At 66.8% G+C, this 6,020-nt stretch carries 5 protein-coding genes; 2 read left to right on the top strand and 3 right to left on the bottom strand.

The features are described from left to right. Positions 1 to 121 precede the first annotated feature (121 nt). From ACFVIU_RS25870 to ACFVIU_RS25860, 3 genes are all read right to left on the bottom strand, one after another. Complete coding sequence (locus tag ACFVIU_RS25870) at positions 122 to 385, bottom strand: hypothetical protein (RefSeq protein WP_385845364.1); 264 nt, start codon at positions 383 to 385, stop codon at positions 122 to 124. Positions 386 to 816: 431 nt separating this feature from the next. Beyond that, positions 817 to 1,443 carry a LysE family translocator gene (locus tag ACFVIU_RS25865; protein WP_385845363.1) on the bottom strand — a complete coding sequence of 209 codons (627 nt, stop codon included), beginning with the start codon at positions 1,441 to 1,443 and terminating at the stop codon, positions 817 to 819. A 3-nt stretch (positions 1,444 to 1,446) separates the two neighbouring features. After that, a complete protein-coding gene (locus tag ACFVIU_RS25860) occupies positions 1,447 to 2,988 on the bottom strand; it encodes a B12-binding domain-containing radical SAM protein (protein ID WP_385845361.1) in 1,542 nt (513 codons plus the stop codon). 1,085 nt (positions 2,989 to 4,073) lie between these two features. Here ACFVIU_RS25860 and ACFVIU_RS25855 point away from each other — a divergent pair. Next, positions 4,074 to 4,232 (top strand): hypothetical protein, encoded by a 159-nt coding sequence (locus tag ACFVIU_RS25855; RefSeq protein ID WP_385845360.1) that lies wholly within the window; start codon positions 4,074 to 4,076, stop codon positions 4,230 to 4,232. 252 nt (positions 4,233 to 4,484) lie between these two features. Next, complete coding sequence (locus tag ACFVIU_RS25850; protein ID WP_385845358.1) at positions 4,485 to 6,020, top strand: hypothetical protein; 1,536 nt, start codon at positions 4,485 to 4,487, stop codon at positions 6,018 to 6,020.

Here is a 6,020-nt window from a genome sequence, read left to right as displayed (position 1 = left end):
GGGGCCCCCCCGTGCGGGCTGGGCGCGTTCTGCTCGCCGCGGCCCGTGCACACCAGCCCGGCGGGGGTTGGCGCGCCGGCGGGCGCTGCCCGCCCCGCCACGGCGGCTCACCACCTCGCCTTCAGCGCCGCGCCCTGGAAGCCTTCATAGAAGGGCTGGGGCGCGGCGGGAGGAACTTGATGATCTGGTCGATATCGCTGGGGCGCAGCAGGGTCGCGTCACCGGTGTGGAGCGGCTCGGGCTGGTGGTGCTGCCACAGCCGGTAGAAGCGACCGTCGGCGTCGTTGAAGCCGAGGTGCCGGTCGCCGTACGGGCTGATCAGGTGGGTGGTGAAGAACAGATCATTCGGGCCCGGCTGCCAGGGCTGTTCCGGCTGGTCCCACACGTCCTCCGTTGGCGTTCGGTGATCACAACATGCCGAGGGTTTCAGCGACGGTCCGGACCGAGCGGGGCTTCCAGCCACTTCGCCCACCAGCCCGGCACCCAGCAGGGCCTTCACGAAGCGTTGCTCGGACGGGCGGAGTTCCGGTTCGGTCGTCCTTGCCGAAGCGTCCGGCGGGGCCGGCGGCCCAGGTGTGGGGGACATTGACGAGCAGGAGGTCGGGGTAGGTGACGGTGCCATCAGTGGCGAGTTGGAAGAGACTGTTGGTGGTGTCGGTGGCGCGCCAGGTGCCGTCACTGAACGGCGACCCGCGGAAACGTGATCAACTCGCGGGCTCTCGCAGAACTCTCGCTACCGGTCATTTATGAGAATCGCTGTCCGTGACGGCCTTCACGGACAACTACTCAGGATCACGAGCGTCGTCGGCTGCTGGGTTATGTACCTTCGCGAGCAGCAGTGACGAGGATGCCGACCCCGACGAGCGCGAGGAATGAGGAACTGGCGACTTCCAGGGCGCGCGCCACCCGAGGGCGCTTGAGCCATGCCATGGCGCGGGCGGCACCGACGGCGACGGCCGCGAGCCAGATGACGGCGACCACTGCGTCGATCGCGCCAAGAGCCATGACTGAGCCGAAGTCGGCTCCGTCAGCGGTGAGGAATTGAGGGACGACCGCCAGGAAGAAGAGCCCGACCTTCGGGTTGAGCAGGCAGGACACCAGGCCGGCCCAAAGTCCTGCCCTCACTCCGGGAGCTTCGCTCCGGGCGTCCAGCGTGGTGCCGCGTGTTCGGCGCAAGCCTTGCAGTCCCAGGTAGAGGAGGTAAAGACCCCCCGCGACCTTGACCAGCAGGAATGCCATGCCGGCGTCATGCAGCAAGGCACTGACACCCAGTGCGACGGCCAGCGCCCACAGCATCGAGCCCAGGCCGGAGCCGACGGCCACCGCGATCCCGGATCGGCTGCCGGACAGGCTGTACCTGAGCACGAGGAATGTGTCCGGGCCCGGCGTTATCGAAAGGAGCAGGCACAAGCCCGCGAAGGCCAGGAGTGTCGAGGTGGTCACGGGTCACCCTCCGATGGTGATCCCCATCCTCGCACCGTGGGCGCGCACCTCTGCGCGGGCCTGCGCCAGGTCTGCGAGGGTGAGTCCAGGCATGACTGATTCGACGTAATCGGCCATGGCCTGCTCCCGATCGATGATGTCCTTGTCCCGCCACTTGGCTGCGCGCTGCTCGTGCACACGGCGATCGGGCAGGGAGAGAGCCAATTCCTCAGCTCGCGCACGCGCCAGGCCGGGGTCCAGGAGCATGGTGAAGTCGAGCGAGCCCGGTTCGGGCGACAGCACCTCGACATCCAGCGAGGCGATGCTGCCGGCCCCTGACTCGAGCAGCGTCTTCATCGAGTCGACGTTCTCACGCAGCAGTGCCTCGTCCATGCCCAGGTGGCCTATGACGAAGCCCACCTTGAGGAGCAGACCCGTGTTTTTCGCCGCGCGCATCGCTTGGACGTTGTGCTCGAACATGCGGTCGGCGCGGAAGGCGGACTTCACGTCCCGCATGGAGGCGAGCGGCTTCTTCATGGCGTGCAGAGAGGTGGCCGTTCCGGCGTCCAGGCCGACCATCAACTGCCGCACTCCAAGGGAGCGCAGCATGGCGGCGTGCCGCTCGTTGGACAGGCCGTCTGCCCTTGCGTAGCCGACCATGACCGGGCGGTCGTCCTCCGGCAGGGACCGCCACCAGGCGGGCGGGGCTTCCTCCATGTCCCGCAGAAGCCGGCCGAACGTCAACGGCAGTTCGTCTGCGGTCAAGTACAGGTAGTCGTAGCCGCCCTGGTGCGCGGCACGGATCACCTCCCATGCGGCTTCCGCGGAGGGCACGGCATTGCGCCACATGCCGCCGAATTGTATGGAGCAGAAGGAGCATGCATCATTTCGGGCGAACTTGATGCAACCTCGCCCGATTTCGACGGGCATCCCGCGGTGGACCTGCCGCCCGGTCTCTCGGGCGAAGGTGGGCACGATCCGCCTGTTGAAGTTCTCCTGGTACAGCGTGGAGTGCTTGAAGACCCGGTCGATCAGGGTGTAGTCGACCTGCGTGTACAGGGGCTCCGGCTGCTGAGGAGTGGTCGCCACGTGAGGCCCGCCGTACCAGCTCAGTCCGGGCAGGGGCTGCGTGTCGATGTCCGCGCCGACACTGAGGGCGGTGATCAGGTTGACGAAGCTCCCTACAACTTCGTTGCCCACGAACGCGTAGTCGATCACCCCGCTCTGTGAGCTCATGCACTCGCGGGTGAGCGCCGTGACGTGATCATTTCCGAAGATCGTGACAATTCGGCTGTTCAGGCTCTTCGCTGCCGAGCAGAGGCCAAGGCCCGCCTCGTACGTCGCGGTCAGGGCGCTGATACATAACGCCAGGATGTCGGAAGCGTTGTCCTCGACGTACTTCAGGACATCCGGCCAGGGAACCACGGTGCCGTCGATGTAGATCGGTTGGACGCCGGGAACGTCACGCAGGGCCGAGACCAGCGTCAGGATGCCCAGGTTCGGAAAGTCGGACCAATCGGTGTGCTCCTCGGGGTTCGTGACCGTGCACGAGGAACCGTCGATCACGGTGTTCGAGTTCGGAGGGCTGACAACAAGAACTTGCATCTGAGCCTTTCGCCCGTGGTGGATCCGCCGGTTCTCGAACTTCCAGCAGACGCTCGTGGTAGACGGCGTCCGCTGCTCTGCGGGAGGTAGGGCCTCAGTGCTGGGCGGCGTATGCACTACCCATATGCCCTTGGATACAGGATGGGCAGCTGCGGGCGGCTTGGCACGGTTGGGAACACGCCGCACTGAATGGTGCCCTGACGTGCGGGTATCCAGGTGTAACTGTGTCGTTACACCTGGAAATGAGGCCGAAAACAATTCGGTGGTAAAGAGTGGCGTGCTTCCTGATCGGGATCCCCGGGAAGCGCGCCACTTCTCTTGCGAGACCTCGTGCTGCGACTTGTCGCGGTGCTCTGGCCTGCACCATCCTGGTCCGCGTCCTCGACGGCGACCTGGGGCTCTCCTACCTTCACGGCCAAGGCCTCGGGAACGGCGGGCCGGAGCGCCCCCACGATCGGGGCCGCCGACTGGAACGGGGCCGCCCCGGGCCGGACAGCCGGTGCAGGCCCGAGACGGTGGCCGACTCCCGGTTCCACTTCGATCCGCCCACCGTCTGCGGGTTCTGCGGAGCCCGCCGCCGCGAGTACTTGAAGTCATCCAGATCGCCGGACCCGGCCTGCCGCCAGCCGTTGCCCCGTCGCCAACGGATGTATCCCTTCAAAGCGCGTTCAACCGCGACCTTCGTCAGCGGAACGCCGAGAAGCCGGCTGGTGTCGTCGGCGCACCTCCACAGGCCGTCGTCCTGGATGCCCGTGTCGGCGATCAGAAGGGTGAGGTGGCTGTCAATCTCGCCGGCACCCAGACCGCGTCACGACCTGTCGCGGCGGTGTGCCGCCCACTTTCGTTCGAAGTGCGGCACCTGCCTGGACCGCCTACTCGGGATGGCCGTACGCAAGCGCGGGCGGACGACGGAGCTGACGCACGGCTCAGTCGACGGTATCTCGGCCACCATCCAGGTGGACTACGGCGGCAGCATCGGCTGCACGCCTTGCGCGACCGGGTGAGCATCACGGCCGCCACGTCCCCTGACGCCGTCTTCTCCGACCATGGTTGACTCGGGTTCCGTCATCGTCGACGACCAAGGGTTGGTGGTGGCGCTACTCTTCGCCGGCGCAGGGTCGAACACGGTCGGCAATCCGATCGCCACCGTACTTCAGGAGCTGAACGTCTCCATGTGCACGGGCGGGCCCGAGGGCCACCACTAGCCACGTACGCAGTCTGCCACGGGTACGGATGCGTCATGGCCTCGGGCGATGCAGACTGTTCATGGAGTGCGAGGCTCAAGCCCCTCCTGACACACCGCTCACACCTCGCTGGACAGAGGCGGGCGACGAAAGGTCGAGTCAGTGGACGGCATACGAGAGCATCGTCGGGCAACCGCCTGGTTGCACAAGACTCGCACCGCCGGGACCAGCGGCTCCTCGCCTGGAATCACATGCCCCACCAGCCGCGCGGTCGTGGCCGCCCTGGGCGACGCGGACGTCGACGACCGGGAAGCGCCGAGGCTATACCGCTTCGTGGTGGGCGTCGACCAGCACGCCCGTCCTCTGGCCGCCCAAGAGCTGGCGGAGCTGGGGGATCCGATGGCGGAGTTGTTCTTCCGCAAGGGCACCTTCCCGTTGACGGTGCAGGATCTCCTCGCTGGGCTGCCCGAGCCGGCGACGAAAGCGAACCAGTCCGTGTATCTGATCGGTGAGGCCGGGCAGATCCCGCTCGGCTCCGCCCCCGAGCTGCCGCGTGCCATGCGGTTCGCTGTCGCTCGCGCCGCCACCGGCCAGGACGTGGACCTGCTGGTGAGCACGGGGGCGAACGAGGATCCGGCGGCGACGTTTCTGCAGGTTGCCGCCTGGGATGCGGCCGCGAAGGTCTTCAACTACTACATGCGGATCAGCCCCGTGTGGGTGTGGGCGGGCAACTCGTGGTCCGCTCTGGCCCCCGGCTCCCGCGGCCATGGCTGCTTCGACAGCCACATCAATGGCAGCGTCGTGATGAAGGAGCTGAAGGCGCCCTGGAGTAACTGGCAGTCCCAGGCGGCGGGGATTCGGCTGGCCCCGGACGACCCTTTCCGTGACGACCCGCTCTATCAGCAGGTCATCGGTGCCGAGAACCTGGAACTGACCGTCCGTGCGCTGATCAGCCGCTGGACCGCCGCCCGCCTGGCAGCCGTCACACAGGACGGCACCGTGGAGCATCCCGAGCAGCTGATGCGCCATCTGTTCACCACGACCGCCGTGAACCTGGCGAGCACGGCGACCCAGAGTTCGACGATCACCCCCTCCAGCGGTGACCTGCTGCTGCCCCCGAGCTTCTGGCTGAACAGCGATGCGCTCCTGAGTGATCTCGAACTGCCCGTCACGGCCGCCCTTCCTCCCATGGCCCCGGCCGCCCACTACGTTGAGAGCCTTGCAACCTTCGGCTTCTCCCTGAAGGAGAAGAGCAGCGGCTTCTCCCAGCCGGGCGACACCTTCTTCGCTTTCGTCGTACCGGAGCCGGCCTGCGAGGACAACGACGTGGTACGGCAGATGGTGGAACAGGGCCTGATCACGGCCAAGTTCGCCGCCTGCGCGTTCATGGTCGATTTCACCAACCCGGTCTTCAGCCCGGACCGGGAGCAGTTGATGAACCATGTCCCCACCACGCCGACCGCCGTGACCGAGCTACAGGAACACATCGCACAGGCGATCCTGGAAGCCGCCACGAGTCTGCCGCCCAGCAGCCCTGAACGCCGTTTCGCCGCCGACTGGGTCCTCGCCGACGACACCTGGCCCAAGGCCTTCGCCCAGCGGATCGACGACTACCTCGGTCACATCGGCCAACGAATCCGGGAGTCTGCCGGCTTCGACGACTACGTCCGGCTGGCAGAGTCCCGCCGACGAGCCTTCAAGGCGATGCGGCTCAACGAGTTCGAGCTGACACTGCCGACGACCAACATCCCCGCGAGCGCACCGCGGCTCAGGATGAACGGCGACGGCACGGTCGCGTCCACCTCCTGA

The sequence above is a fragment of the Streptomyces sp. NPDC127190 genome (genome assembly GCF_042672505.1).
In the GTDB taxonomy this organism is placed as follows: Bacteria; Actinomycetota; Actinomycetes; order Streptomycetales; family Streptomycetaceae; genus Streptomyces.
Note: the sequence above shows the minus strand (reverse complement) of the source record. Positions and strands in the feature narration are given on the sequence as shown.